The 23771-nt window shown below is 65.9% G+C and carries 23 protein-coding genes; 9 read left to right on the top strand and 14 right to left on the bottom strand.

Annotated elements, in window-relative coordinates; all coding sequences use genetic code 11:
- The first annotated feature begins 39 nt into the window (after nucleotides 1–39).
- Both ACF8NF_RS20965 and ACF8NF_RS20960 read left to right on the top strand, forming a co-directional pair.
- Complete coding sequence (locus tag ACF8NF_RS20965) at nucleotides 40–1215, top strand: acetyl-CoA C-acyltransferase (protein WP_336693762.1); 1176 nt, start codon at nucleotides 40–42, stop codon at nucleotides 1213–1215.
- 108 nt (nucleotides 1216–1323) lie between these two features.
- Entirely contained in the window at nucleotides 1324–3168 is a 1845-nt protein-coding gene (locus ACF8NF_RS20960; protein WP_392451213.1) for an acyl-CoA dehydrogenase, read from the top strand.
- A gap of 68 nt (nucleotides 3169–3236) precedes the next feature.
- Here ACF8NF_RS20960 and ACF8NF_RS20955 read toward each other — a convergent pair whose 3' ends face one another.
- On the bottom strand, nucleotides 3237–3566 hold the full coding sequence (locus ACF8NF_RS20955) for a hypothetical protein (protein WP_392451212.1): 330 nt from the start codon (nucleotides 3564–3566) through the stop codon (nucleotides 3237–3239).
- Between ACF8NF_RS20955 and ACF8NF_RS20950 the strand changes: the two genes are divergently transcribed.
- Nucleotides 3565–3756 (top strand): hypothetical protein, encoded by a 192-nt coding sequence (locus tag ACF8NF_RS20950; RefSeq protein WP_288124490.1) that lies wholly within the window; start codon nucleotides 3565–3567, stop codon nucleotides 3754–3756. The genes ACF8NF_RS20955 and ACF8NF_RS20950 overlap by 2 nt on opposite strands.
- Before the next feature lie 99 nt (nucleotides 3757–3855).
- Here ACF8NF_RS20950 and ACF8NF_RS20945 read toward each other — a convergent pair whose 3' ends face one another.
- From ACF8NF_RS20945 to ACF8NF_RS20930, 4 genes are all read right to left on the bottom strand, one after another.
- Nucleotides 3856–4683, bottom strand: a complete 828-nt coding sequence (locus ACF8NF_RS20945) for a hypothetical protein (protein ID WP_392451211.1) — start codon at nucleotides 4681–4683, stop codon at nucleotides 3856–3858.
- Nucleotides 4684–5236: 553 nt separating this feature from the next.
- Nucleotides 5237–5701 (bottom strand): GNAT family N-acetyltransferase, encoded by a 465-nt coding sequence (locus tag ACF8NF_RS20940; RefSeq protein WP_016446760.1) that lies wholly within the window; start codon nucleotides 5699–5701, stop codon nucleotides 5237–5239.
- A gap of 120 nt (nucleotides 5702–5821) precedes the next feature.
- Nucleotides 5822–6034, bottom strand: a complete 213-nt coding sequence (locus tag ACF8NF_RS20935; RefSeq protein WP_026062350.1) for a hypothetical protein — start codon at nucleotides 6032–6034, stop codon at nucleotides 5822–5824.
- A 15-nt stretch (nucleotides 6035–6049) separates the two neighbouring features.
- Nucleotides 6050–6748 (bottom strand): hypothetical protein, encoded by a 699-nt coding sequence (locus tag ACF8NF_RS20930; protein WP_133073015.1) that lies wholly within the window; start codon nucleotides 6746–6748, stop codon nucleotides 6050–6052.
- Between the two features lie 149 nt (nucleotides 6749–6897).
- On the opposite strand from ACF8NF_RS20930, the gene ACF8NF_RS20925 reads away from it, so the two are divergent.
- Entirely contained in the window at nucleotides 6898–7929 is a 1032-nt protein-coding gene (locus ACF8NF_RS20925; RefSeq protein WP_026062349.1) for an AAA family ATPase, read from the top strand.
- Between the two features lie 86 nt (nucleotides 7930–8015).
- Here ACF8NF_RS20925 and ACF8NF_RS20920 read toward each other — a convergent pair whose 3' ends face one another.
- Together ACF8NF_RS20920 and ACF8NF_RS20915 are read right to left on the bottom strand one after the other, a co-directional pair.
- Nucleotides 8016–10091 carry a pyridoxamine 5'-phosphate oxidase family protein gene (locus tag ACF8NF_RS20920; RefSeq protein ID WP_392451210.1) on the bottom strand — a complete coding sequence of 692 codons (2076 nt, stop codon included), beginning with the start codon at nucleotides 10089–10091 and terminating at the stop codon, nucleotides 8016–8018.
- A 46-nt stretch (nucleotides 10092–10137) separates the two neighbouring features.
- The gene (locus ACF8NF_RS20915; RefSeq protein ID WP_338496382.1) at nucleotides 10138–10749 is read right to left on the bottom strand and encodes a glutathione S-transferase family protein; all 612 of its coding nucleotides are present in this window, start codon (nucleotides 10747–10749) and stop codon (nucleotides 10138–10140) included.
- A gap of 211 nt (nucleotides 10750–10960) precedes the next feature.
- Here ACF8NF_RS20915 and ACF8NF_RS20910 point away from each other — a divergent pair, with 211 nt between their 5' ends.
- Nucleotides 10961–11860 (top strand): LysR family transcriptional regulator, encoded by a 900-nt coding sequence (locus ACF8NF_RS20910; RefSeq protein ID WP_312839898.1) that lies wholly within the window; start codon nucleotides 10961–10963, stop codon nucleotides 11858–11860.
- A 16-nt stretch (nucleotides 11861–11876) separates the two neighbouring features.
- Here ACF8NF_RS20910 and ACF8NF_RS20905 read toward each other — a convergent pair whose 3' ends face one another.
- A complete protein-coding gene (locus tag ACF8NF_RS20905; protein ID WP_244386105.1) occupies nucleotides 11877–12218 on the bottom strand; it encodes a hypothetical protein in 342 nt (113 codons plus the stop codon).
- A gap of 32 nt (nucleotides 12219–12250) precedes the next feature.
- On the opposite strand from ACF8NF_RS20905, the gene ACF8NF_RS20900 reads away from it, so the two are divergent.
- The 3 genes from ACF8NF_RS20900 to ACF8NF_RS20890 all read left to right on the top strand — a co-directional run bounded on the left by ACF8NF_RS20900 (nucleotide 12251) and on the right by ACF8NF_RS20890 (nucleotide 16652).
- Nucleotides 12251–13585 (top strand): sigma-70 family RNA polymerase sigma factor, encoded by a 1335-nt coding sequence (locus tag ACF8NF_RS20900; RefSeq protein WP_392451209.1) that lies wholly within the window; start codon nucleotides 12251–12253, stop codon nucleotides 13583–13585.
- A 186-nt stretch (nucleotides 13586–13771) separates the two neighbouring features.
- The gene (locus tag ACF8NF_RS20895; RefSeq protein WP_392451208.1) at nucleotides 13772–16105 is read left to right on the top strand and encodes a TonB-dependent siderophore receptor; all 2334 of its coding nucleotides are present in this window, start codon (nucleotides 13772–13774) and stop codon (nucleotides 16103–16105) included.
- Nucleotides 16106–16148: 43 nt separating this feature from the next.
- Entirely contained in the window at nucleotides 16149–16652 is a 504-nt protein-coding gene (locus ACF8NF_RS20890; protein ID WP_209800625.1) for an NAD(P)H-dependent oxidoreductase, read from the top strand.
- 58 nt (nucleotides 16653–16710) lie between these two features.
- Here ACF8NF_RS20890 and ACF8NF_RS20885 read toward each other — a convergent pair whose 3' ends face one another.
- From ACF8NF_RS20885 to ACF8NF_RS20870, 4 genes are all read right to left on the bottom strand, one after another.
- Nucleotides 16711–18015, bottom strand: a complete 1305-nt coding sequence (locus ACF8NF_RS20885; protein ID WP_392451207.1) for a hypothetical protein — start codon at nucleotides 18013–18015, stop codon at nucleotides 16711–16713.
- Nucleotides 18016–18059: 44 nt separating this feature from the next.
- A complete protein-coding gene (locus ACF8NF_RS20880; protein ID WP_154834498.1) occupies nucleotides 18060–18527 on the bottom strand; it encodes a hypothetical protein in 468 nt (155 codons plus the stop codon).
- A 3-nt stretch (nucleotides 18528–18530) separates the two neighbouring features.
- Entirely contained in the window at nucleotides 18531–19139 is a 609-nt protein-coding gene (locus tag ACF8NF_RS20875; RefSeq protein ID WP_013802750.1) for a peptidoglycan recognition family protein, read from the bottom strand.
- A 211-nt stretch (nucleotides 19140–19350) separates the two neighbouring features.
- Nucleotides 19351–20298 (bottom strand): DMT family transporter, encoded by a 948-nt coding sequence (locus tag ACF8NF_RS20870; protein WP_392451206.1) that lies wholly within the window; start codon nucleotides 20296–20298, stop codon nucleotides 19351–19353.
- 145 nt (nucleotides 20299–20443) lie between these two features.
- Here ACF8NF_RS20870 and ACF8NF_RS20865 point away from each other — a divergent pair, with 145 nt between their 5' ends.
- Nucleotides 20444–21385 carry a LysR family transcriptional regulator gene (locus tag ACF8NF_RS20865; protein WP_392451217.1) on the top strand — a complete coding sequence of 314 codons (942 nt, stop codon included), beginning with the start codon at nucleotides 20444–20446 and terminating at the stop codon, nucleotides 21383–21385.
- Here the strand turns inward: ACF8NF_RS20865 and ACF8NF_RS20860 are convergent.
- Together ACF8NF_RS20860 and ACF8NF_RS20855 are read right to left on the bottom strand one after the other, a co-directional pair.
- A complete protein-coding gene (locus tag ACF8NF_RS20860; protein ID WP_392451205.1) occupies nucleotides 21382–22947 on the bottom strand; it encodes a PhnE/PtxC family ABC transporter permease in 1566 nt (521 codons plus the stop codon). The two genes, ACF8NF_RS20865 and ACF8NF_RS20860, sit on opposite strands and share 4 nt — an antisense overlap.
- Complete coding sequence (locus ACF8NF_RS20855) at nucleotides 22938–23762, bottom strand: phosphonate ABC transporter ATP-binding protein (protein ID WP_392451204.1); 825 nt, start codon at nucleotides 23760–23762, stop codon at nucleotides 22938–22940. The genes ACF8NF_RS20860 and ACF8NF_RS20855 overlap by 10 nt, the downstream gene beginning before the upstream one ends.
- Between the last annotated feature and the right edge of the window lie 9 nt (nucleotides 23763–23771).

Here is a 23771-nt window from a genome sequence, read left to right as displayed (position 1 = left end):
CTTGCGAACCACCGCAAACCCGCCATACAAGGAATATCCATGACATCCGCCGTGATCGTTTCCACCGCCCGCACCCCCCTGGCCAAGAGCTGGAAGGGTGCCTTCAACATGACCCATGGCGCCACGCTGGGCGGCCATGCCGTGCAGCACGCCGTGCAGCGCGCAGGCGTTGACCCCGCCGCCGTCGATGACGTGATCATGGGCTGCGCCAACCCCGAAGGCGCCACCGGCATGAACATTGCGCGCCAGATCGCGCTCAAGGCCGGCCTGCCCATCACCGCATCGGGCATGACCATCAACCGCTTCTGCTCCTCGGGCCTGCAGACCATTGCCACCGCATCGCAGCGCATCATCGCGGGCGAGGGCGATGTCTACGTGGCCGGCGGCGTGGAATCCATCTCCTGCGTGCAGCAGGAAATGAACCTGCACATGATCCAGGACTTGGCCCTGGCCAAGCAAAAGCCCGAGATCTACTGGAGCATGCTGCAGACCGCCGAACAGGTCGCCAAGCGCTACGGCATCGGCCGTGACGCCATGGACGAATACGGCGCCGCCAGCCAGCAAAAGGCCTGCGCGGCCCAGGCCGCCGGCCTGCTGGATGCCGAGATCGCCCCCATCACCGTGACCATGGGCGTGGCCGACAAGGTGCGCGGCCTGATCACCAAGGAGGTGACCTGCAGCAAGGACGAGGGCGTGCGCGAAGGCACGACCAAGGAAGGCATCTCGGGCATCCGCCCCGCGCTGCCCGGCGGCGTGATCTCGGCCGGCAATGCCAGCCAGTTCTCCGACGGCGCAGGCGCCTGCGTGGTGGTCAGCGAGGACTATGCCTCGCGCAACAACCTCAAGCCTCTTGGCCGCTTCCTGGGCTTTGCCGTGGCCGGCTGCGAGCCCGACGAAATGGGCATCGGCCCCGTCTTCGCCGTGCCCAAGGTGCTCAAGAAGCTGGGCCTGACGGTGCAGGACATCGACTTGTGGGAGCTCAATGAAGCCTTTGCCGTGCAGGTGCTGTACTGCCGCGACAAGCTGGGCATCCCCAACGACCGCCTCAATGTCAACGGCGGCGCCATCGCCCTGGGCCATCCCTATGGCGTGTCGGGCCAGCGCCTGACGGGCCACGCCCTGATCGAAGGCAAGCGCCGCGGTGCCAAGCGTGTCTGCGTGACCATGTGCATCGGCGGCGGCATGGGTGCCGCCGGCGTGTTCGAAGTGCTGTAAGTGCAGGTGGCGGCTGCGGCCGCCACCGCCTGTTCCCGTTACTCCTGTTGGCCGCACGCGCTCCCTCTGGCGGCGCCTGCGGCTTCTTTTTTGATTCCGGACATCACCATGCGCCTGCGTTCCACCATCGATTTCCTGCTCTATGAATGGCTGCGCGCCGATGCGCTGGGCGAGCGCGAGCGCTTTGCCGACCATTCGCGCGACACCTTCGATGCCGTGCTCGACACCTGCGAGCGCATCGCCCGCGAGAAATACGCCCCCTTCAACCGCACCGTGGACACGCAGGAGCCGCAGTTCGACGGCGAGAAAGTCATCCTGCCCCAGTGCACCCACGATGCGCGCCAGGCCTATGCCGACTCGGGCATGCTCAGCGCCGCCCAGGACTACGACATCGGCGGCATGCAGCTGCCCTACACCGTGGAGGCGGCCGCCAACAGCTTCTTCGCGGCGGCCTCCATCAGCATCGGCTCCAACATGCTGACCTCGGGCAATGCCAATGCCATCATGGCCCACGGCACGGACATGCAAAAGCAGGTCTTTGCCACCAATGAATTCAATGGCCGCTGGGCCGGCACCATGTGCCTGTCCGAGCCCCAGGCCGGCTCCTCGCTGAGCGACATCGCCACCCGCGCCGAGCCCGATGGCGCCGACTTCGAGAGCGATGCACTGGGCCCGCGCTACCGCCTCAAGGGCAACAAGATGTGGATCAGCGCGGGCGACCATGAGCTGACCGAGAACATCGTCCATCTGGTGCTGGCCAAGATCCCCGGCCCCGATGGCAAGCCCGTGCCCGGCGTGCGGGGCATCTCGCTGTTCATCGTGCCCAAGAAGCTCGTGGACACCGAAGGCCAGCTCACCGGCGAGCGCAACGACGTGGCCCTGGCCGGCCTCAACCACAAGCTGGGCTGGCGTGGCACCACCAACACGCTGCTGAACTTCGGGGAAGGGCGCTTTCCCGTGCGCGGCGGCGCCGGGGCCGTGGGCTACCTGGTCGGCAAGCCCGGCGAGGGCCTCAAATGCATGTTCCACATGATGAACGAGGCCCGCATCTCCATCGGCATGGCCGCCACCATGCTGGGCATGGCGGGCTACCACGCCAGCCTGGACTACGCGCAGAACCGCCCGCAGGGCCGGCCGATCAAGGGGGCGCCGGGTGCTGCCGGCAAGGATGCCACGCGGCCCCAGTCGCGCATCATCGAGCACGCCGACGTCAAGCGCATGCTGCTGGCGCAGAAGTCCTATTGCGAAGGCGCGCTGGCGCTGAACCTGTTCTGCGCGCGCCTGGTCGATGAGCAGCACACCGGCACGCCCGAATCCGTGGCCGAGGCACGGCTGCTGCTGGAAGTGCTCACCCCCATCTCCAAGAGCTGGCCCAGCGAGTTCTGCCTGGAGGCCAACTCCCTGGCCATCCAGATCCACGGCGGCTACGGCTACACGCGCGACTTTCCCGTGGAGCAATACTGGCGCGACAACCGCCTGAACATGATCCATGAAGGCACGCACGGCATCCAGGCCATGGACCTGCTGGGCCGCAAGGTGCTCATGGAAGGCGGCAAGGGCCTGCAACTGCTGGCCTCGCGCATCAACGACACCATCCAGCGCGCCATGGCCCGGCCCGAACTGGCCGGCCATGCCAATGAACTGGCGAAGGCTCTGCAGGAAGTCGGCGCCACCACCAAGGCCGCATGGGCCACCGACGACCCGCAACAGGCCCTGGCCAATGCCGTGCCGTACATGCAGGCCTTCGGCCACACGGTACTGGCCTGGACCTGGCTGGACGTGTCCCTGGCCGTACTCGCCAAGGACGCCGCCCTGGCTGAACCTGCCAACGCTGGCCGCATGGCCGCCATGCGCTACTTCTTCGGCTACGAACTGCCGAAGATCGGCGCCTGGCTCAAAGTCGTGCGTGAGCGCGACATGACTTGCGCGCAGATGAGTGAAGAGGCGTTCTGAGGGAGTTGGCAGCACGGCTGCCGGAGGATGCAAAAAAGCGCGGACCATGTGGTCTGCGTTTTTTTATTTCAGGGATTTTCAGGACCGCTGGCGAGCCTGGCTTGCTCCATGACCCACTCCCTGGATTTTCCGCGAACGCACCATTCGGGCTTTTTGACCCAGTCTGTGAAATATATGGTGGGATGCCCTTCCAGAATATTGCAACGTGTATAGCCCAGCTTAGGCATCGCATAGTACTGCAGCGGAGTAATAAATATCAAAGAAACCAGTGCTGAAGAAATTCCAAGGGTGAAAATTATTGATAGTGCTTTATCGAATTTTCGTAGAATACTGTCGTTGCAGGGGATGGAATTCAGCACCGATACCAGTGCTAACGTAATAAAAATGAAAGGAGTCATGAAGATTGTTGGTGCGCCCGGCATGATTCTTATGGTTGGCGCGAGAGCATTTATGTCTTTCAGCATCGGGATTGTTTCCGCAAAGAAAAACCAGAAACATCCGACGGATAGTAGAATGCTGATGGGTATTCCAAATATTGCAGATTTCCGAATATTTTTTATGTCTCTCATATTTATTTTAATGAATTGATCTTCTTTTGATTTGACGCGGAGTATTTTGTGAAGTTGATTCTTTGGTTGGATCTTGATCCTTGGGTGATGCTTGCGTGCTGAGAGATGATAGCTGCCTTTATTGAATGGTGCTTTGATCTAGTTTATATATGCCTGGTGCTTTTTCATTGTTTGCAGACTTTAGGGCTGTAATAACGTTTTGTTTTATTTTCCATCGCTGATCTGTGTAGTTGAGAAGTGCTCCAGTGGCAAATATGGCTAACGCCATCGCTCCTAGCGGAAAAATGACCAAAGTAGTAACGCTTGCAGTTAAGGCTCCCGCGCTTATTGCAATCATCGTCGCCAATCCCGCCTTGACCGCCTCCACTCCAATCCCACCCACAAGATCATGCATGGTCTTCTCGTCATTGAAGATGAAGTCCAGTGTCTCTATTCCGGTGCCCACCACCAGGCTCAGAAGGAACCCGCCCTTGGCCACATTCTGCAGACCGCGAATACCCAGGCCCATCTGGACCATGCGTGGATTGGCGGCAAGGAATCGCGTGCCTTGCAGCAACTGGCGGCGAAGTCCCGCGTAGCCCGTGATGATGATATAGGTGCCTGTGGCGGTTGTCTTGATATAGGAGCGGGCACCGGCCAGGCCCAATGCAATCAGCGTTTTGGTGATCAGGTACGCGTCGCTGACCATCAGGGAGGCGGGAGCGACCCAGGGTTTGCCTGCATTGGGGCTGGCGGTGTGTGTCCAGTATCGCCCAAGCGCACTGTGGGCCAGCATGGCATGCAGCGTGGCCGCCAGGCGAGGATTGTTGCGCGCCTTGTCGCTCAGTATGTCTGCGTATTCCTGTGGCGTGAGCACAATGGCATCGATCTGTTTCTGCTCCATTTGGCGAGCAAGCATGTCGGCATAGCCGATCTGATAGAAGGTGGCGGCAATGGAGGCTGGCATGGTGTATGGAGACGCTGGATCAGAAGCGGAATCGATGATTCCAGCCAATGCGCCTTGATCAATAAAGGCAATTTGACGGAAATGAGTGGTTGCAAGCAGGCGAATAATCCGCTGTCAGTGTCCAAGCGGGTTTCTGATGTTTGCTGTGCCAAGAGTCCTCATTTGATTTCATGGCCTGCACGAGGTCAATCAAAGAAGTCGCCCGCAGATCATTTTCAGAATTTTCCTTAGGACAATTCCTAAAATCAGGTTTGAAATGCCAGGTGAATAGAGATGCTGCCAATGAGCGTTTGGTCCCAGGCAGCGCCATTCGCCATGGGCGGTATTCACGGGGCACAAGCGCAGGCTGCCCGGCTCGGCCACGGGCATTTGCGGTGAAGGATGCGGGAGAGGTGGTCCGTACCGCCGCTGCGCTTGCGGGCAGGCTGTTGGACCGGGGTATGGGCTAAGGTCTTATCGTGCCGAATGCTTGCAGACGAGGACTCAGGGACCGGGTGTCAGCGCATCGGAAGCCTTGCAGGCGCTGAAGGCCGCCTGCCGGAGGGCGCATGCCTCAAAGATCCAGTCCGAGATAACGCGTGCCCGGCACGGGATTGAAGCTCACCGGTTCCGCATCCACAAAACCCAGGGACTCATACAGCCGCTGCGCAGCCTGGAACTCGGGCAGCACGTCCAGGCAGATGCGGGTGTAGCCCGCATGCCGTGCGGCGTCCAGGATGCCTTCCACCAGGCGGCGCCCCAGGTTCTCGCCGCGTACCGTGGGGCGCACGTAGACACGCTTCATTTCGCCTGTCTGCGCATCCACCTGGCGCAGGGCGGCGCAGCCCACGGGCTGGCCGTCTTTCCAGGCCAGCAGCACGCAGCCCTCGGGTGCGGCGTACTTGCCGGGCAGGGCGGCGAACTCGGTCTCGAAGTCCTGGAAGTCCAGGCTCACGGTGGGGCTGGCCACGTATTCCCGGAAGATGCGGACCACGGCGTCGAGGTCTTCGGGAAAGTGGGCGGGGCGGATATCGGTCATGTAAAGGCGTGTGCATGGCCCTGATGAAGGGCCCTGTCGTGCAAACAAAAATGGGGCCAAGAGTAGGCCAGTATTTCAGGGATTTGGTTCGATCAGGCTTTGAGCGGCAGCTCCTTCTCTCTATCGTTGCTCGCACTTGCGCTTTTCCTGGGAAGCCTGCATGCCCGCATCCAAGCACTTGCTTCTCTCCACATGGTTCAGGACCAGCGGACCCAGCCAAACCGCCAATGCTGTCAGCGCCAAGGGCAGCACCACCAGCACCCACAGCATCCACTTCGCCTCACGCCGGAAATGCCCGGAGATTCCTGCGTTGGGCGATGCGGGATCTTTCATGGCGATGGCACCGCCTCAACTGCACAAGCGCAGATTGGTGCGCGCAGCCTTGAGCATGGGCAGCACCACATCGGCATCGGTGGGTGGATAGGCCTCGCGCAGTTCCTGATCCGTCTTGCCGGCTTCCTCGGCCAGCGGGGCCAGGGTCTGGCGGCAGGCGGCTGCATCGCCCGAGCGAAGCTGCGCCAGCGCCAGGTCGTTGCGCAGCCAGCCCTTGGTAACGCCGGTCAGCACCTCATCGCAGTCCTGCAGCACCGGCGCCAGCGTGGTCAGCGCCAGGCGGTAGTCCTTGGCGTCGTACGCGCGCTTGAAGTTTCTGCGCGATGCGGCAATGGCCTTGTCCGTGCAGCCGGGTGGGGGCCGAAGGTAATCGCCGCCAAACCAGGCCCGCATGCCGCAGAAGTCCCGGCATGCATCGGCGGTGGCCGTGTCGACCCCGACGCGCTGACCGGCAGGCGTGAAGTCCACGGCGCAGGCCGAATTCGCCATCCTGGCCCGGCCGTTGGTGATGGTGCCTTCCAGCTCACAGGTATGGCCGTTGGCACCGACGGTCTGGATATGGAACTTGCCATTGGCCCGCACCACCAGATCGCCACCCCCGCCCTTGCGCACATAGGTGCCTGCTGAGGGCGTGGTGATCTGTGCGCAGGCCAGGCCGATGTGGCAGGTGAGGACCAAGGGCGACAGGCGGAGCAGGCAGTTGGTGAGTTGCATGGGCAGGGCTTTGGATTTGCGGCGTGTACGAGGGCGCAGGAATTGCAGCGAGTGTATCGATCAAGGCCGTTTTGCATGGCGGGTTCGTTTGTCTGCGGACGGTACGGCGCCGTGCCCAGCTACAGTGATCCAGAATCTTGCAGCTCACCATGGACATTACAAAGCACATCAATCCAGACCACTATCTGGAAACCGAACAAGGTCGCCTGTTCACCCCGGAACGCAGTGCTGCCGCATGGGAGTTGGCGTACCGGGACTTGGACAAAGCACTGTCTGCCGGCTCGCCCGCGACCAAGCTCTATGTGGTGGTGGGGGTGCAAGCTGCAGGCAAGAGCAGCTGGATTCAACAGAACGCCGCAGCGTTGGGCGGTGATGCGGTGTTCTTTGATGCCGCCCTTCCGAAGACGGTGCATCGTGAGCGTGCCATTCAGATCGCCAGATCACATGGGGTGCCCGTAGTCTGTATTTGGCTCAAAGCCGATTTGCAGACGTCCTTGCAGAGAAACGCGCAGCGGCGGGCCGATCACCAAGTGCCGGAGCAGGCCATTCGCAGCGTGTTTGCCATGTTCGAGCCGCCGAGTGAGCAGGAAGGGTTCGCGGTAGTCCATATCGACGACACCGCGCCGGCCCCCGGGAGCTCCATCCAGCCCATGGGGCCGCGCCAGTTCCCGTCCCTTCAGGATCTCGACCAGCAGGTGATTGTGGGCTGGCGAGCTTGCGAGATGGCGTTGGCCGTAGGCGGCCGCTGGGATATGGATGAATCAGGTCGGCAGCACTGGGTACCTGGCGAAGCAGTCTGGAGCCATCCGCAGGTGCCCTATCTCCAGTTCATCGAGATTTGGCTCCAACTGATGGAAGGACGTGTCTGGTCAATGCTTTCCCGTATCGACGATGGCAGCGGGTTTCACGGCCTGTACCTTGTGACTCCAGAGGCGTCTGAGTCGGGTCCCGGCGTGCCTGCATCCATTGGTTACCGTGACCGACTGCTGGCTGAGTTGCCCTTGGGTCTTGTGCGGATAAAAGACATGCGCCGGGATGCAGATGGCTTTGTCGTGGAGATGTGCATGCACATCGGCCAGAAAGTGGTTCGGTTCCTGTCAGGGGAGGTCTATGAGCGGGGTCAGGGCCTGTTTGAAGTCATAGAGCTTGATGAATCGATACTCGTCCAGATAGAAAGCTAGATGCAGCGAGGCATTGGGCAGCAATCGCTGATGTGCCTTTTGCCGTCGGCATGTCCTGATGTGGAAAGCGCGCAGAGACAGGCCCCTCACAACCCCAGATGCAAAGCCTCCCCCGGCCCCTGCGCAGGCACGGCGCAGCAGATCAGGGCCTCGCCCGCTGGCACGGCGAAGGAAGGTGGCGAGGCATAGGTCACCCCGCCCTGCAGCACACGCGTGCGGCAGTCGCCGCAGCTGCCGCTCCGGCAGCCGAAGGCGGGTTCCAGCCCACGGGCCTCGGCCACTTCGAGCAGGTTGCCGTCGCCGGGCTTCCAGCGCGCTTCCTTGGCCGAGTCGGCAAAGATGATGCGGACAGGCTGCGTGGCGGGTGCCGGCAGTTCGGCGGCGGGGGCTGCACCGGCCATGGATCGCTTCAGGGCCGAGGGACCGAAGGCTTCTGCGTGGATGCGCTCGTCGGGCACATTGCGTTCGCGCAGGCCGTCATAGGTGGCCTGCATGAAGGCGTCCGGGCCGCAGAGGTAGAAGTCGTAATCGTCCCAGGGCAGGGTGGCTTTCAACAGGGCCATGTCGATGTGGCCCTCATGGTCGTAGTCGCGGCCGGCCTTTGCCGTGCCGGGCTGGCTGAGCGTGCGCACCCAGTGCACCTCGGCATTGCCGGCCTTCACCAGTTCGGCGATCTCCGTGTCAAAGGCCCGTTCGCTGCGCGTGCGAGCCGCCTGGAACAGCCAGGTGGGCCGCAGGCTGCGGGTGCGCCGGCCTTCGTGGACGATGTGGCGCAGCATGGCCAGCAAGGGCGTGATGCCTATGCCCGCGGCCAGCAGCACGGCGGGGCGGCGCAGGGCCGCATCGGCGGTGAAGCTGCCAGCGGGCGGGCGGGCCTCGACCAGATCACCGGGCTTCAGGCCATGCAGATGGCTGGATGCGCGGCCTTGCCTCTTGACGCTGATGCGCAAGCGCCCGTCCGAAGGCGCCAGCGACAGCGTATAGGTGCACTGCAGATGGCTGCCGTCTGCCAGCGTGAGGCGCAGCGGCAGGTGCTGGCCGGCCAGGGGGGCCACCGTGGCCATGCCATCGGCCGGCTCCAGGTAGAGCGAGCGGATGGTGGAACTCTCATCCACGGCCTGCGCCACCCGGAACGGTCGCCACTGCCGCCCCAGCCGCGCGGCGGCCAGGCGCTGGCTGGCATCGGCCCAGCTTCCGGTCATCTGCAGGTGGGGCGACCAGCCGTCGGCCGCCATGCTCCAGCGCAGCGGCAGGGCGTCGGGCCGGCGCACGATGCGGCGGGGCTTGAAGGTCCACAGGCGCTCGGCGCCCTCGAAGGCGGCGATTTCCGGGGAGTCAAGGATGACGCTGGCCTCGCCCGTCATCTGCAGCATTTCCCCGGTTTCGGAGTCGATGAACAGCAGGCCCGCCTTGGGATTGACCAGGAAGTTGCCCAGGGTCATGAAGAACAGGTTGCCCGAGAAGTCGGGGATGGTCAGCGTTCCATCGGCGTCGATCCGCACAAAGCCCGGCTTGCCGCCACGGTGGGAGACATCGACCTGGCGCAGGCCATCCTCCCCATCAACGTAGGACGCCACGTAGAACGTATCCGCCTGCGTAATCAGGGCCTGTGCGCGCGGGTCCAGCGATGCCAGTTCGACCGCCGGCACCTGCGTAGGCTCCCCGGCAGGCCGGACAAACCGGACGCTGCGGTTCTGGATATAGCGCGGGCAGTTGCCGAAGCTCTGGACCACGCCGATGTCGAAGGCGCCCGCCCCATCAACGCCCGCCTTGCGCCGCACCGTGCCGTTGAGTCGGTTGCGCCGGCGCGTCATGGGGTCCATGCCCAGCAGGCCCACGGCATGGCCGTCGCCCAGGCCCGGCTCGGCCGGGTCGGCCGCATCGCGGCCCGCCGCCACATGCAGGGTCGATGGATCGGGAGAGTGCAGGAAGCCCGGCTCGCCGGCCCGTACCGTGGCCCAGGCGTCGCCTTGCGCATCCACGCTGCCCAGCACCACGAAATGCAGCAGCGGGTAGAACTCGCGGTGCTGGTCCAGCAGGAAGGGGCGCAGGAACTTGCGGCCCGGCATGTCCATGCGGCCCACGACGCCAACGCTTTGCTGGATCGCCAGTTCGCCCGCATGCCAGGGCGAGGCGGGGTTTTGCAGGGGTTGCGGGTGCATGGTGCGCTCCTTTGCCGGGGTTTCAGGTGAGGTGTGGCTCAGGCACTCAGGCCCGCAGGCCGGCCGGTGTCTGGGCGAATGCCACGAAGCCCGGCAGCGCCTCGATGCGGCCCAGCCAGGCGCGCACTTCGCGGTAGGGTTGCAGGTCCACATTGCCCTCGGGCGCGCTGGCGATGTAGCTGTACAGGGCCACGTCGGCAATCGTGGGCGTGGCGCCGGTGAGGAAGGGGCGGGTGGTCAATTGCGCCTCGATCTTGCCGAGGATGGCGTGGGCGCGGGCTATCACTTCCTCGGCCTGGAAGGGGGCCTTGAACACCGTGACCAGCCGGGCCGCCGCCGGGCCGAAGGCAATGGGGCCGGCGGCGATGCTCAGCCATTTCTGGATCTCGGCCTCGGACTGTGCGCCCAGAGGCATCCAGTCCTGGCGGTCCAGCTTGCGCGCCAGGTAGACCAGGATGGCGTTGGAGTCGGCAATCACCGTGCCGTTGTCGTCCAGCACCGGCACCTGGCCCAGCGGGTTCAGCGCCAGGAATTCGGGCTTCTTCTGCGCGCCGTTGGCCAGGTCCACATGGACCAGCTCATGCTCCACGCCCAGCAGGCCGAGGAAGAGGCGGGCGCGATGGGCGTGGCCGGACAGGGGAAAGTGGTAGAGCTTCATTGCGGTTCCTTGGGGTTGGTGAAGGCGCCGGTTGTCGGCGCCACGGGACGTATCCTCCTTCTCCGCCCGCATCTTTAGAATCCCTGGCGGCGGCAAGTCACTCTTGCGGGAACGCGAACAAAGCGCCGGCGCAAACCTGGGCAAACCTGGGCAGTCCTGCGCGGGCCGCTCGCAGCCGGGCAGATACACGACACAGACAAGGCAGGCACAGATGGATCGCTTCCAGTCCATGACGGCATTTCTCGCAGTGGTGGACACGGGCGGCTTCGCCTCGGCTGCACGTCGGCTCAAGGTCTCGCCTTCGGTGGTGACGCGCGCGGTTTCCGACCTGGAGGAGCGCCTGGGCGTGCGCTTGCTCACGCGCACCACACGCTTCGTGCGCGTGACCGAGGCCGGCACGGCCTACGCCGACAGCTGCCGCCGCATCCTGGCCGAGCTGGAAGAGGCCGACGAGCATGCCGCCAGCGCCCATGCCGCACCGCGCGGCCGGCTCACGCTCACGGCGCCGGTCAACTTCGGGCGCATGCACGTGCTGCCCGTGGTGCACGACTACCTGGGCCGGTTTCCCGAGGTGGACGTCAACTGCTGGTTTGTGGACCGCGTGGTCAGCCTGGTGGACGAGGGCGTGGACGTGGCCGTGCGCATCGGCGATCTGCCCGACTCCTCGCTGCAGGCGATCCGCGTGGGCAGCGTGCGGCAGGTGCTATGCGCCTCGCCCGCATACCTGACCAGCCACGGCGTGCCCCAGCGGCCCGAGGAGCTAGCGCAGCACACCACCATCACCGCATCAGGCCTCACCTCCACGCCAGAATGGCGGTTTCTCGAAGGCGACCGTGCCCTGGCCGTGCGCCTGCAGCCGCGCCTCATGTCCATGACCAACGAGGCTGCGGCAGACTGCGCCCTGGCCGGGCAAGGCATCACGCGCCTGCCGCTCTACCAGATCGCCAAACCCGTGCAGGACGGCGCACTGCGCCTGGTGCTGGAGCCCTTCGAGCGGCCGCCGCTACCGATTCATGTGGTGCACCGGGAAGGGCGCCATGCCGCGCACCGCGTGCGGGCGTTCATCGATATGGCGGTGGATGCGCTGCGGGTGGCGGCGTTGAAGTGGTAGCGGGGCCGAGACTTCGCTACCGCACGGCCGTGGCCTCGACCCAGACCGTCTGCCCCGGATGGTGTTCCTCAATGGTGGACACGGCATCGTCGATCAAAACGCGGTCCTCCAGCGAGTAGGCAAAGCGGCTGAGGTTGGGCCATTGTCGGGCGGCGTAGTCGGCCTCGGAAATCGCATCGCTGCCGCACCAGACGGAGTCGTTTTCGGTGGCGGCGCGAAGTGCCTGTGCCAAGCCGGTAGACGTGATCGCCAGGAAGATCATGGGCATGTGGTCCGGATGTTGACGGTTGGACAGTTTGCCTTCGATGGCCAGTCCGCCGAGCCAGCCTGGATCAAACAAAATTAGAATGATAGTCATTCTCGTTATCGATTCATCACCTCCCCCCGGCTATGCCCACCCCTTCCGCTTCCTGGACCGCTGCGCGCTGGCACCAGCTTTTCTGTGCCTGCCAGCAGCAACTGGTGTCCTATCTGGCCGGCAAGACCGGTAGCCGTGATGAGGCGCAGGAACTGGCCCAGGAAACCTGGCTGCGCCTGGCCGATGCGCCGCCGCAGCTGCCCGATGGCAGCTCGCCCACGCTCGAAGCCGCGCGGGCCTACCTGTTTGCCACGGCCAAGCATCTGGCGATAGACAGGCTGCGCCAGCGCGGTGCGCAGCAGCGCTGCATGGACGACTGGGCGCAATTGCAGCCCGAGGCCGAAGGCGATGTGGCCGACCGAGCCATGTACCGGCAGGCACTGGCTGTGGTGGAGCGCACGATTGCAGACCTGCCCGAGCGCATGCAGGCCGCCTTGCTGGCCCACCGCCTGCATGGCGAGCGGCAGGCCGACATCGCCCGGCGCCTGCAGGTCTCCCTGAACACCGTGGAGCGTGACCTGATGCAGGCCGATGCCTGCCTGGAAGCCGCCTTGCTGCGCTGGCGCGGCGGGGTGGAGGCGGGCTTGCAGGCCTCTTCCAGAAAGCGGCGGCGGCGTGCCCTGGGCGCGCTGCTGGGCGTGGCCGGCATGGCCTGCGCGGCCTGGCCCGCCTGGCAGATGTGGAGCCGCCGCGTGCTGTGGCAAGGTGAACTGGCCAGCGCCACGGGCGTGCAGCGCAGCCTGGAGCTGCCCGATGGCAGCGTGCTGCGCGTGGACGCCGCCAGCCGCGTGGCGCTGGCCTACCGTGCTGACCTGCGACAGGCACGGCTGCAGGAAGGCGCCGCCTTCTTTGCCGTGGCCCGCGATGCGGCACGGCCCTTTGTGGTGGAGGCCGGCCCCTTGCGCGTGACCGTGCTGGGAACGCGCTTTGGTGTGGAACTGGAGCCCGATGCGGTGCGCGTGCAGGTGGAGTCGGGCCAGGTGCGGGTGGAGCATGCGGCCACCGGGCGCAGCCAGTTGCTGCAGGACAGCCAGTCGCTGCGCATTCCCCTGGACGGCGGGGCAGGAGATACCGACGGCGCTGCCTGGCAGCCGCAGCTCCAGCAACGGCCCGCGGCCTGGCGCGAGGGCGAGCTGGTCTTCGAGCAGGAACCGCTGGGCCGCGTCGTCCACCGGCTGGGCCGCTACACGCGGCGCCGCCTGGTGGTGGAGGAGGGCGCGGCGCAACTGGCCATCAGCGGCCATGTGCGCATTGCCCAGACCGAGCGCTGGCTGCGCGGGCTGCCGCAGTTCGCCCCGGTGCAGGTCAGCGTGCTGGACGACGGCGGCCTGCGGATTGCGCGGCGCGGCGGGCGCGCGGAGTCGTGAAGTTTTTTTCAGGGTTTTTGGGAGTGACTCGTATTTGCATATGAAAGGCCGGGCGCCCTGCCTGTGCCGGCGATTCGCAATGAGCCTGTCTTCCAGAAAGTCCTTATGTCCGCTCCCAAGTCCTCCCGATTCCGATTCCGCCTCCGCCTCCGCCGCACAGCGGTTTTTCATGCATGTGCAGGCCTGGTGCTGGGCCTGCAACTGCAGTTGGCCGCCGCGCAATCGGTGTCCTTCGACGTGCCGGCCCAGCCGCTGGCCCAGGCGCTGAGCCAGTTTGCGCGCCAGGCGGGGCTGCAGCTCACCTACTCCTCCGAACTGGTGCAGGGCCGGCAGGCCCCGGCGCTCAACGGCAGCCACGATGTGCGCCAGGGCCTGGCGGCATTGCTGCAGGGCAGCGGCCTGCAGGGCCGCATCGAGGGCGGCACGCTGACGCTGCTTCCCGCTGCGGCCAACGCGCCTGAGAATGCACACCGCCTGTCCGAGATCACCGTGACGGCCGGTGACCAGTATGTGAGCCTGCTGCCCGCACCCTACGCCGGCGGGCAGGTGGCCAAGGGCGTGCGCCTGGGCGTGCTGGGCAATACCGGCAACATGCAGGCGCCGTTCAGCACCACCAGCTACACGTCCGAGGCCGTGCGCAACCAGCAGGCCGGCACCATTGCCGAGGCGGTGAACCGCGACCCTTCCGTGCGCTACACCGTGCTGCCGGGCGGCAACGTGGACAACCTGTACATCCGGGGTTTTCCGATCTGGGAGGGCAACTCGGGCGAGATCGCCTTTGACGGCATCTACGGCATTGCCCCCAACTACCGCGTGCGCACCGAGTACGTGGACCGCATCGAGGTGGTCAAGGGGCCAGGCGCGCTGCTGTTCGGCATGTCGCCCAACGGCTCGGTGGGCGGCGTGATCAACATCGCTCCCAAGCGCGCCAATGAAGATGTGGCGCGGCTGACCACGGGCTGGACTTCGGACAGCCTCTGGCGTGCCCATGCCGACGTGGGCCGGCGCTTTGGCGACGAGGCGCAGTACGGCATCCGCGTGAATGCCAGCAAGTACGGCGGCGATACGTCCATGGACCATCAAAGCACCGACGGCCATGTGCTGGCCGTGGCGCTGGACTACGAGGTGGAGCGCTTCCGTGCCACGCTGGACCTGCTCTCTCAGGACGAGCGCATCGACGGCGTGGGCCGGCCCATCATGCCCACGGGGCTCTCCTCCATGCCTGCTGCGCCCGACGGCACACTCAACGTGACCCAGCCCTGGGAATGGTCCAGGAACCGCGAGCGCGCCGTGCTGCTGCGCACCGAGCTGGACCTCACGCAGCAGCTCACGCTGTTCGCCAACATCGGCCAGTCGCGCGCCAATGTGGACCGCATCTATGACTCCGCCCCGCGCCTGACCAGTGCTGCGGGTGCCACCAGCATCACGCCCACCTATGCGGTGTTCGACGTGGACCGCAGCACCATCGACGCAGGCCTGCGCTCGCGCTTTGCGCTGGCCGGTGTCAAGCATTCGGTCACGCTGCAGCTGGCCAGCTACCGCGAGGATTTCCACCGTGCGCTGCAGGCGGGCTCGGCGGTGGCGTCCAACATCTATGCGCCTGTTGCCCATGCGCCGCAAAGCATTGCGCGGCCTTCGGCCATTCCGCGCATTCATGACAACCGCAACACCAGCCTGGCCCTGGTGGACACGCTCTCGCTGCTGCAGGACAGGCTGCAACTGTCGCTGGGCCTGCGCCACCAGGCCATCAAGTCCACCAACTACAACGTGCTCACGGGCGGCGCCGCCAATGTCTACGACGAGAGCGTGACCACGCCCGCCGTGGGCGTGGTCTGGCGCCAGGCGCCCAACTGGAGCCTCTACGCCAACTACATCGAAGGCCTGAGCAAGGGCGACATTGCGCCGCCCGCAGCCAGCAACTACGGCGAGGTGTTGCGCCCCTACAAGAGCCGCCAGTACGAAGTGGGCAGCAAGTACGACTTCGGCAGCTTCATGGCCACGGCCGCCCTGTTCAGCATTGAAAAACCCAGCGGTGGCCTGGACCAGGGCGTCTACAAGACCAACGGCGAGCAGCGCAACCTGGGCATGGAGCTGTATGCCTACGGCGAGGCCGCGCGCGGCCTGCGCCTGCTCGGTGGCGTGACCTGGCTCAAGCCCGAGATCACGCGCTCGGCCACGCCTGCGCTGGTGGGCAACCGGCCCATCGGCACTTCGCGCCTGCTGGCCAACCTGGGCGTGGAATGGGATGTGCCCGCCGCGGAAGGCTTGACCCTGGTCGGCGACCTTGCCTACACCGGCGCCCAGTTCGTGGACCAGGCCAACCGCCTGCGCATCCCGGGTTGGACACGCACCGACCTGGGCCTGCGCTACGCCGCCCGCATCGCAGGCCGCAAGACCACGCTGCGCGCCACGGTGCAGAACGTGGCCGACCGCAAGGCCTGGGCCGGTGTCACGTCCTGGGGCGCTGTCTCGCCGATGATTCCGCGCACCTTCGTGGTGTCGGCATCGATGGATTTCTGAGGTCGGCGCGGTGGCTGGGCGGGCCGCGCTCTATGCTTGAGGCATGAACGCAAGCAAGACCCTGCTGATCGTCTACCACTCCATGACCGGCGGCACCCGCCAGATGGCCGAGGCCGCGCGCGACGGCGCAGCGGCCGAAGGCCAGGGCGTGCAGGTGCGCCTGCTGCACGCCTGCGAGGCCGGCCCGGACGATGTGCTGTCCGCTGACGGCTACCTCTTCGCCACCCCGGAAAACCTGGCCGCCATCAGCGGACAGCTCAAGGACTTCTTCGACCGCAGCTACTACGCGGCGCTGGACCGCATCAACGGCCGGCCCTATGCCAGCCTCATCTGCGCCGGCAGCGACGGCCAGAATGCGGCCCGCCAGATCGCCCGCATCGCCACCGGCTGGCGCCTCAAGCCCGTGGCCGAGCCCCTGATCATCTGCACCCACGCCCAGACCACCGAAGCCATCCTGGCGCCCAAGCGGATTGCCGCAGCTGAGCTGGAACAGTGCCGGGCGCTGGGGGAAGCGATGGGGGCCGGGCTGGCGCTGGGGGTGTTTTGAGGGTTGCCAGCATCTTGGGTGCCCTACATTTCTTGGTGGCCCGGTCGCCCGGTGTGGCTCAGCCGAACAGGCGCGACCAGAATCCGCCTTTTCCACCCACCTGCTGCCGGGCTCCCTGCATGTGGGCGCGTATGCCGAGCAATTGGGCATCGTCCGGATCGTGGCGCAGGGCGATCTCGACCAGTTCAGGCTGAAGGTGCGAGGCCTTGAGCTGGCCCAGGGCCCTGAGGGCGGTGACCTTGTGCGCATGAACGAAGCTCATGCTGCGAACTTCCCATAGCGCTTGCTGTTGCTGCGGCGAAAGCTGCGCATAGCGGCGCTCGGCTTCGGCCACGATGTCGAGGACGTCCTGGTGGTGGCTGGTCTCGTTGAGATAGGCGCATGCGGTCTGCGCGCAGTCCAGATACAGGCCGGTATCAAGCGCGTAGTCCTCCATCAGCAGCAGGGACAGGTCGGTGGCTTGCTTGCGGTTCCCCAGTTGCCGATAGGCATGGCGCAGGTTTTCCAGCAGGGCCCGGAAACAGGTCTGCTGCAGCCCGGCTTCGAGGACGGCGGCCGCCTGCTCGTACTGTTCCTGCGCGTTGTACAGCACGCCCAGGTTGTTGCAGCACATGGCATAGGTGTGGATGTCCAGCGCGGCGGGCGCGGCCTCCCGGCCGTTTGCCGGCGTGCCGGCGCTGGCGAAGCGCTCCAGACAGCGTTCGTAGAGTGTGGTCTGCAGGCGTTCGATTTCCTGCAGGGCTGCTGCATCCGTGTCGGGGCGCTTCCACTTGCCCACGGTCACGCCGGCCGTGTAGTAGTCGGGTGCCGCCGGGCTATCAGCCAACTCGGGATAGGAAAAGATGCTGCGCCAGGGCACGGCATGCTCCATCTCGAAAATGCGGGCTTGCAAGTCCGCCTGGGGCTGCAAGGCATGAGACTTGCGGTAGGCGGCCAGCGCGGGCTCGGGTTCGTCCAGCCAATAGTGGGCACTGCCCAAATAGCGGTGTCCATAGGCATTGCCTGGTGACATTGCCAGTGCGCGCTGCGCCCATTCGCCGACCTGGCGCAATGCCGCACTGCGGTCCTCGGTGAATTGGTCACTGGAATCGAGATACACCAGGCACAGCATCAGCCATGACCATTCGCTACCCTGGCCTGATTCGGCAGTGGCCCGAATGCTGGCCAAGAGGCTGGCAATCGCTTCATTGTCCAGATGGCTGAAAACCGTGGTGCCAGACCATAGCGCATGCATTCGCGCGTGGTCGCCCTGGCTGAGGGCATGCATTCCTTGGGAAATCAGTCGTTCCATGGTCTGTTGGGAATATTGTGGGAGGCGCCATCGTATCCGCTGTGTTTGACAGGAGGATGGGGCACCACTCAATGGGAGCGATAAGACGCCCGTGCAGACAATGTCTGAACAACAGGTCAAAGCCCCGTCAACTGCGGCAATGCCTTCTCGCAGGCCTTGCGGCACAGGTAGCGCAGGTCCTGTTCACCATCTTCACTGCGCAGGTAGCCGGCGCCGGCGGCGTTGATGTTCCATTCATAGACCTTGCCCGAGCGCAGCAGCCGTCCGCTGAAACTGCAGGGCAGGATGATGGATTCCTCGTGGAAGCTGCCAGCCGAGACTTGCTTTGCCGTCGCGAAATAGCGGGCCACGTCGGCGGCGTCCAGGCTGACTTTCTCGCATCCCATGGTCTCGCCCGTGCCTACGGAACGGGTGACCGGGCCGATGACGGAAATGGGTGCCGCCTTGGCCGCGTGTTTGTGCGTGGGCGTGGCTGTGGATGTAGATGAGGCCTGCAACGGCGCATGCAGGCACAGCATCACGGCAGCCCAGGCGGCAATGCGCAGGCTGCGAGAGGGATTGTTGAAAAGCTGGCTGGATGGCATGGCTCAGGCTCCCGTGAAGATGTAGCGCAGCAATTGGGCGCCTTCGGTCGCTTCCTTGCGGGCAATGGCGCCGTGGGAGTAGACATCGGACAGAAGCTTGAGCTTGTAGTGGTCCACCAATTGCTGGGTCAGCCATTTGGTCTGGAACAGCTGCGATTGGGTGGGCGCCTCGTAGTCCTTGGTCGACGGCAGGAAACGGCCCACCACCTCGATGCCCACGGAGTCGCTGTTGGCTGGATAACGCAACGGATAGGCCTTTGTGTTCTCGTGCGATGACACATTCTTGGCCCGCTTGCTGAAGCTCAGGCCCTTTTGGTGCAGCAGGGCATTGATGTTCTTGAGTTCCGTGGGATCGCAGGTGCTCTCGTTGACGCAGCGCGGCTGAAGAATTCCCACATGCCAGCAGATCTTTTCCAGACTGGCGGTTTGGTAGATCTTCCCGTCCTTCTCGATCAGAAAGTGCGCCCCCGTCTTCTGGCCGCTCTTGTAGGCATTGAGCACGCTGGCGGCCGTGGACGAGTCTGTGCGGTGCAGCACGATGGAGGTGACGGACAGCAAGGCGCCGTGCTCTATGGACGGATAGGTCTTGACTTCGACGCTTTTGTCTACCATCAATCCTTTTTCGATAGTGGCCAATTATTTCTCCCTCTGTATTCCGGCTGAATGAATGCGAATGGCGGAAAGCCGGGAGAGCATACGGGCGGAAAGGGGAAAAATAATTCGAAATGTACTGTGCGCCTCTTTATTGGAAATATCTTGAAACAATTGGATGGAGTTCATGAAGGATGTATGAATTCCAGAAATCCCCGGAATTCACAGGGGCTCAATGGCGACGCAATGCAATGCCTGCGCGATGGCCCACGACTGCGACTAGGATGCAGCCCATCCCGACCCACTGCGCCGCCGACGGAACAGCGCCAAACCAGGCCAGGTCCACCAGCAAGGCCATGGCGGGGTAGACGAAGGACAGTGCCGCAATGGCGGGCGCCGGCAGCCGCTGGAATGCGGCATACATCACCGTGTACATGAAGGCCGTATGGACCAGTCCCAGGGTCAGCACCATGGAGGCGGCGCGCGCTGACAGCAATTGAGGGCTGGTTGCGGCGATATGGGTGAGCAGGGGCAGGGCCCACAGGCTCAGCACCAGTCCGCCCGCAAGCATCTGCAGCATGGCGATCTGGGCCGAGGGCATGTGGCCCAGGCGGCGCGTGGCGACCGTGGTGCCTGCGTAGAGAGCGGCGGCCAGCAGGGCCAGGGCCACGCCGATCCACGCGCCTGTTCCAGCATGCGATGCATCCATGCCGTCCAGCCCGACCAGGCCGCTGCTCAGTGCCACGCCCAGCAGGGCCAGCAGCAGCCAGGGCAGCTTGCGGCGTTCGACGGGCTCGCCCTGCAGCGCCGACAGAGCCAGCAACATGAAAGGCTGCACGTGATAGACCACGGTGGCCACGGCGATGGAGCTGTAGTGGTAGGCGCTGAAAAGGGCGACCCAGTTCAATACCAGGGCGATGCCGCCCCCGGCCAGCCACAGCCATTCCCGGCCTTGGGGTTTGACCCAGTCGCGCCGCCAGGCCAGCCACAGGCCCAGGCCCAGTGCGCCCAGCACGCACCGGGCGAATACGACCAGCAGCGGCGGCAGCGCGCTTTCCACGACGAGCAGGCCGATGGTGCCCGACAGCGCCATGGCCAGCAGCATGCGCCAGGTGCCGCCCTGGCTGGTTCGGGGCCGTGCGGTTGAGGTTGCAGAGGTGAGGCTGGGCCTGTGGGACATGGTGTCGATTCCTGGGCGCGCTTCGGTATGGAGCGCATGGCCGTATCTTGCGGACCTTGCAATCAATCAACAATCCATGAGTCATTCAAATTAATATTGCCTGCCATGCAACAAAAACCGGAGTAGCGCCTTGCCCGATACCGCCATGCCCCTGGATGAAATGCTGGTCTTCGCCCGTGTGGTGGAGCACCAGAGCTTTGCGGGCGCGGCCCGGCAGCTGGGGCTGACGACTTCGGCCGTGAGCCGCAGCGTGGGGCGGCTGGAGGCGCATTTCGGGCTGCGGCTGCTGCAGCGCACCACGCGCTCGCTGTCGCTGACCGAGGCGGGGGCCGAGATCCACCAGGCCTGCCTTCGGCTCGTGGCGGATGCCCAGGCCGTGCAGGCGCTGGCCGGCCAGTTGCGCCAGCAGCCGCGCGGGCTGCTGAAGATCAGCGCGCCGGCCGTGCTGGGCGATCTCTGGCTGTCGCCACTGCTGCCGGGCTTTTGCGCGCGCTGGCCCGAGGTACAGGTGCAGGTGGACATGACGGACCGCATGGTGGACCTGGTGGCCGAGGGGCTGGACCTGGGCCTGCGCATCAGCGTGCCGGGCCAGATCGCGCCGGGGCTGGTGGCGCGGCCGCTCAAGACCATCCGCTATGTGCTGGTGGCCACGCCCGGCTATCTGGCGCAGCATGCGCAGATCACGGAGCCCGGGCAACTGCTGGCGCATCCCTTCATCAGCCTGGGCTACGGCCAGTTCCAGAACGAGGTCGAATTGCGTCCGCAGCGCGCTGGGCACCAGCCGGCCGCGCCCGCTACGCGTCTGCTGGTGAATACGCCCATCACCATTGCCAGCAGCCTGGGCATCATCCAGGCGCTGCAGCAGGGGCAGGGCATCGGCGTGGTAGCGGACTTTGCGGCGCAGGCGGCGCTGCAGGCCGGGCAGCTGGCGCCCGTGCTGCCGGGCTGGGCGCTGTGCGGCAAGTACGCGCCGCGCGTGGTGCATGCGGTCTATGCGCCCACGCGCCATGTGCCGCTGAAGCTGCGGGCGCTGATCGACTACCTGGTCGAGGTGGAGGGTGAGGGCGCCGCGGCCCCCACCACCTAACCCATGCGCCTTCGCAGCGCCGCGCTGGCCCAGTCCACGGCCACGGACAGTGCCAGCATGGCGATGATGACGGTGCTGGCCTGGGCGTAGTGGAACAGCGACAGCTCGAAGTACAGCAGCTGCCCCAGCCCGCCCGCGCCCACGAAGCCCAGGATGGCGGCCATGCGGATGTTCATCTCCCAGCGGTACAGCGTGTAGGCCAGCAACTGCGGCGCGGCGCCGGGCAGCGTCGCGTAGAGGAATGCCATGGTGCGGCCGCTGCCGGACAGGCGCAGCGCTTGGGTGGGGGCGGCGGGCTGGTTCTGCAGGGCCTCGGCATACAGGCGCCCCAGCACGCCGGCCGTGTGCAGCGCCAGCGCCAGCGCGCCTGCGAACGGGCCCAGGCCCACGGCCAGGGCTGTGATGGTGGCCCAGACCAGCTCGGGCACGGAGCGCAGCACGTTGAGCACCAGGCTCCAGGGAGCGCGCCAGCGCGGCAGCGCCAGCAGCAGGCCCAGCACGGCCGCCAGCAGGGTGCCGACCACGGAGATGGCCAGCGTCTCCCACACGCCCACGGCCACCTTGCGCAGCCATTCGGCGCTGGTGTCGGGCGGGAAGAAGCTGATGACGAATTCCAGCATGGACCGGCCCGCCGCGCCGGTGAACAGCGAGGGCAGGTCCATCTCCAGCATGGCAAAGCTGGCGGCCACGCCCAGCGCCAGGGCGGCGCAGGCGAGGGCGCTGCGCCAGCCCCAGGCGCTGGCACGCGCGGCGGGTGGCGTGTCCAGCGCGCGGCGCAGGCCGCGCGAGAGCAGGTCGGCACCCCAGACCAGCAGCATGAAGGTCAGCAAGATGGTGGAGGCCTCGCCGCCGTTGAGCATCTTCATGGCCTGGTCCATGAGCTGGCCCAGGCCGCCCGCGCCCACAAAGCCCATGACCACCGAGGCGCGTATGGCGCACTCCCAGCGGTAGACGGTGTACGAGGTCAGTTCGCGCGCGGCCTGGGGCAGCAGGCCGTAGAGCATGGCCAGCGGCCGGCGCGCGCCGGCCTGCGCCAGGGCACGCGCGGGTGCGGGGTCGGCCGATTCCAGGATTTCCGCATAGACCTTGGCCAGCATGCCGCCATAGGTCAGGCCCAGGGCCAGCACGCCAGCGGCCGGCCCCAGGCCGAAGACGCGCACGAAGACCAGGGCCCAGACCAGCTCGGGCACGCCGCGCAGGATGGTGAGCAGGCCGCGCGTGACGGGATTGAGCGCCCGCCGCTCGCGCGCGGCGCCCGTGACCAAGTAGGCCAGCGGCACGGCCAGCACAAACGCCAGGGCCATGCCGGCCGTGGCAATGGCCAGGGTCTCCAGCGTGGCGCGGCCCAGGTAGCCCAGGAAGTCGCGCCCGGTCTCGGGCGGCAGAAACGTGGCCAGAAAGCGGCCGATGACCTGCAGGTTGCCGGGATCGAACAGCGCGCCCAGGCTGAAGCCCGCGCCCTGGAACAGCGGCCACAGCACGACGGCGGCCAGCACCAGGGCGCCGAGGCGGCGGGGCGCGGCGGGGTCACGCAGCGCGTGCAGATCGGAGCTCAACGGCATGCGGATGCGGACAGCGGTGCGGCAAAGGCGGCGGGCGCGGGTGTCCACGCGGGGCGGGAGGGATCATCACCAGCATGCTCGGACCCATACAGCGCACGCAGGTGTTCCTGCGTGACTTCAGCCGCCGGCAGGTCGAAGGCGATGGCGCCATCGCGGATGCCCACGATGCGCGCAAAGCAGGCCAGCGCCAGGTCCACGGCATGCAGGCTGGCCACCAGGGTGGCGCCGCGCGCGGCGGCTTCGTGCACCAGCAGTTGCACGGTGGACAGGGCCAGGGCCGGGTCCAGCGCGGCCACGGGCTCGTCGGCCAGGATCAGCTCGGCCTGCTGGTAGAGCACGCGGGCAATGCCCACGCGCTGCAGCTGCCCGCCAGAGAGCTGGTCGCAGCGCGCGAACAGCTTGTCTGCCAGCTGCACGCGGGCCAGGGCCTCGCGCGCGCCAGCGGTGTCCTGTGGGTACAGCAGCGAAGCCAGCGCCTTCCACGCCGGCCACCGGCCCAGGCGCCCGGCCAGCACCGCCGTGACCACGCGCTGGCGCGGCGGTACGGGCGGCGCCTGGTGCACCGTGCCGATGCGCGCGCGCAGCAGCCGGGGTGCGCCCGCGCTGGACGCAGGCACCTCGTCGCCCAGCACGCTGCGCCGGCCCTGGCTGGGCGCCAGCGCCGTGCCGATGACGGACAGCAGCGTGGTCTTGCCCGCTCCCGAGGGGCCGATCAGCGCAATGGCTTCGCCCTGGCGTGCGGCCAGCGTCACGCCGCGCAGCGCAATGCCGCCGCCGGCGTGGGTCAGGCCCACGCCTTCCAGTTCAAAGCTCATGGATTGCGC

The sequence above is a fragment of the Delftia sp. WSY_22 genome, from assembly GCF_043104185.1.
Classification (GTDB): Bacteria; Pseudomonadota; Gammaproteobacteria; order Burkholderiales; family Burkholderiaceae_C; genus Comamonas; species Comamonas tsuruhatensis.
Note: the sequence above shows the minus strand (reverse complement) of the source record. Positions and strands in the feature narration are given on the sequence as shown.

Bases quoted from the DNA above. Each gene is read 5' to 3' on its own strand.
- ACF8NF_RS20965 (WP_336693762.1), top strand. From the start codon at position 40: ATGACATCCGCCGTGATCGTTTCCACCGCCCGCACCCCCCTGGCCAAG.
- ACF8NF_RS20960 (WP_392451213.1), top strand. From the start codon at position 1,324: ATGCGCCTGCGTTCCACCATCGATTTCCTGCTCTATGAATGGCTGCGC.
- ACF8NF_RS20950 (WP_288124490.1), top strand. From the start codon at position 3,565: ATGAAGATTGTTGGTGCGCCCGGCATGATTCTTATGGTTGGCGCGAGA.
- ACF8NF_RS20955 (WP_392451212.1), bottom strand. From the start codon at position 3,566: ATGACTCCTTTCATTTTTATTACGTTAGCACTGGTATCGGTGCTGAAT.
- ACF8NF_RS20945 (WP_392451211.1), bottom strand. From the start codon at position 4,683: ATGCCAGCCTCCATTGCCGCCACCTTCTATCAGATCGGCTATGCCGAC.
- ACF8NF_RS20940 (WP_016446760.1), bottom strand. From the start codon at position 5,701: ATGACCGATATCCGCCCCGCCCACTTTCCCGAAGACCTCGACGCCGTG.
- ACF8NF_RS20935 (WP_026062350.1), bottom strand. From the start codon at position 6,034: ATGAAAGATCCCGCATCGCCCAACGCAGGAATCTCCGGGCATTTCCGG.
- ACF8NF_RS20930 (WP_133073015.1), bottom strand. From the start codon at position 6,748: ATGCAACTCACCAACTGCCTGCTCCGCCTGTCGCCCTTGGTCCTCACC.
- ACF8NF_RS20925 (WP_026062349.1), top strand. From the start codon at position 6,898: ATGGACATTACAAAGCACATCAATCCAGACCACTATCTGGAAACCGAA.
- ACF8NF_RS20920 (WP_392451210.1), bottom strand. From the start codon at position 10,091: ATGCACCCGCAACCCCTGCAAAACCCCGCCTCGCCCTGGCATGCGGGC.
- ACF8NF_RS20915 (WP_338496382.1), bottom strand. From the start codon at position 10,749: ATGAAGCTCTACCACTTTCCCCTGTCCGGCCACGCCCATCGCGCCCGC.
- ACF8NF_RS20910 (WP_312839898.1), top strand. From the start codon at position 10,961: ATGGATCGCTTCCAGTCCATGACGGCATTTCTCGCAGTGGTGGACACG.
- ACF8NF_RS20905 (WP_244386105.1), bottom strand. From the start codon at position 12,218: ATGACTATCATTCTAATTTTGTTTGATCCAGGCTGGCTCGGCGGACTG.
- ACF8NF_RS20900 (WP_392451209.1), top strand. From the start codon at position 12,251: ATGCCCACCCCTTCCGCTTCCTGGACCGCTGCGCGCTGGCACCAGCTT.
- ACF8NF_RS20890 (WP_209800625.1), top strand. From the start codon at position 16,149: ATGAACGCAAGCAAGACCCTGCTGATCGTCTACCACTCCATGACCGGC.
- ACF8NF_RS20880 (WP_154834498.1), bottom strand. From the start codon at position 18,527: ATGCCATCCAGCCAGCTTTTCAACAATCCCTCTCGCAGCCTGCGCATT.
- ACF8NF_RS20875 (WP_013802750.1), bottom strand. From the start codon at position 19,139: ATGGTAGACAAAAGCGTCGAAGTCAAGACCTATCCGTCCATAGAGCAC.
- ACF8NF_RS20870 (WP_392451206.1), bottom strand. From the start codon at position 20,298: ATGTCCCACAGGCCCAGCCTCACCTCTGCAACCTCAACCGCACGGCCC.
- ACF8NF_RS20865 (WP_392451217.1), top strand. From the start codon at position 20,444: ATGCCCCTGGATGAAATGCTGGTCTTCGCCCGTGTGGTGGAGCACCAG.
- ACF8NF_RS20860 (WP_392451205.1), bottom strand. From the start codon at position 22,947: ATGCCGTTGAGCTCCGATCTGCACGCGCTGCGTGACCCCGCCGCGCCC.
- ACF8NF_RS20855 (WP_392451204.1), bottom strand. From the start codon at position 23,762: ATGAGCTTTGAACTGGAAGGCGTGGGCCTGACCCACGCCGGCGGCGGC.